At 66.5% G+C, this 1,880-nt stretch carries 1 protein-coding gene and 1 pseudogene; both read right to left on the minus strand.

Annotated features, from left to right (window positions below):
• Window positions 1–31 precede the first annotated feature (31 nt).
• Window positions 32–989, minus strand: a pseudogene (bioB, locus tag NW75_RS21235) (biotin synthase BioB).
• Window positions 990–1,195: 206 nt separating this feature from the next.
• Window positions 1,196–1,880, minus strand: a 685-nt coding sequence (locus NW75_RS21240) for a cobalamin-dependent protein (protein ID WP_197057914.1), incomplete at its 5' end; no start/stop codon positions are given.

A 1,880-nucleotide genomic window follows, 5' to 3' on the forward strand; every position in this document is an offset into this window, starting at 1 on the left:
CCCCTAGCCCCTCCCGCAAGCGGGAGGGGAATTACGCGGCTGCCGCCCGCATCGGCTCTTCGCCAACCATCGGCACCAGCCCGAGCTTCGCCAGCAGCGCGGCGTCCTTGTCGTCCCCGGCATTGCCCGTGGTCAGCAATTTGTCCCCCGTGAAGATCGAGTTCGCGCCCGCCATGAAGCACAACGCCTGTGTAGCCTCGGACATGCTCTCGCGCCCGGCCGACAGCCGCACCATGCTCATCGGCATGGTGATGCGCGCCACCGCCACCGTGCGGACGAATTCGATGTCATCGATCTTTGCGAGCGGGGTGTCGGCCAGCATATTGCCGAGCACGGTGCCCTTGACCGGCACCAACGCATTGACCGGCACGCTCTCCGGGTGGCGCGGCAAGGTCGCCAGCGCATGGATGAAGCCGACCCGGTCGCCGCGCGTCTCGCCCATGCCGACGATCCCGCCACAGCACACGTTGATGCCGGCTTCGCGCACATGATCGAGCGTGTCGAGCCGGTCCTGGAAGGTGCGCGTGGTGATCACCTCCGCATAGTGTTCCGGCGAAGTGTCGATATTGTGGTTGTAATAATCGAGCCCCGCGTCGGCGAGCTGCTCGGCCTGGGTCGCGTCAGCATCCCCAGCGTCATGCAGGTTTCCATGCCCATCTGCCGCACGCCTGCACCATCTCGATGATCGCGGGCATGTCCTTGTCCTTGGGGTTGCGCCACGCCGCCCCCATGCAGAAGCGCTGCGACCCCGCATCGCGCGCCTGCGCCGCCGATTGCAGCACCGCGCGCACGTCCATCAGCTTGCTGGCCTTGAGCTCGGTGTCGGCGCTGGCCGACTGGTTGCAATAGCCGCAATCCTCGGGGCAGCCGCCGGTCTTGATCGACAGCAGCGTGCACAACTGCACCTGCCCCGCCGCATGATGCGCACGGTGCGTGGTCTGCGCCTGGAACATCAGTTCGTCGAACGGCAAGTCATACAGCGCCGCGATTTCCCCGCGCGTCCAGTCGTTCCTGACTTGCTCCCCTCCCGCTTGCGGGAGGGGTTGGGGGAGGGCCTGCTGGTACGGAGCAGCACTCGTTGCACTGCCCTCCCCTAGCCCAGTTTCAGGTGAACGATGCCCCGCATCGTTCAGGTCCGTCTGGGGGACGGACCGACCTGAAACTCGCAAGCGGGAGGGGGATTCCATCACGTCACTCATTCCACACTTTCCTCAACCGGGGGCATATTATGCCCCAGCAATCGCAACACTTCGCCCGCCGCCTCGACCAGATTGGTGCCGGGCCCGAAAATCCCCTGGACGCCCGCATCGCGCAGGAATTGGTAATCCTGCGCCGGGATCACCCCGCCCGCGATCACCTTGATGTCGCCGCGCCCCGCGTCCCGCAAATGGCCGATCAGCTCGGGGATCAAGGTCTTATGGCCCGCCGCAAGCGACGATGCGCCAACCACATCGACATCACGCTCGATCGCGAGCTTGGCGGCTTCGGCCGGCGTCTGGAACAGCGGCCCCGGCACCACCTCAAAGCCGAGATCGCCGAACGCCGACGACACCAAATTCGCACCCCGGTCATGCCCGTCCTGCCCCATCTTGGCGACGAGCATGCGCGGTTTGCGGCCATTGCGCGTTTCCAGCGAAACGACGCCGTCCTTCAAGCCCTGCCACGCGGCGTCGAAGGCGTGCGCGCCGCCGTAAATGCCCGACACCGGCGTCGGCACGGTGTCATAGCGCCCGAACACGTCCTCCATCGCGGAGGAAATTTCGCCCAAAGTCGCCCGCTGCCGCGCGCATTCGACCGCGAGCGCGAGAAGGTTCGATCCTCCCCGGATCGGGGAGGTGGCAGCCGCAGGCTGACGGAGGGGGGCCTCCGCACGCGACCCG

Source organism: Sphingomonas sp. Ant H11 (assembly GCF_000797515.1).
In the GTDB taxonomy this organism is placed as follows: domain Bacteria; phylum Pseudomonadota; class Alphaproteobacteria; order Sphingomonadales; family Sphingomonadaceae; genus Sphingomonas.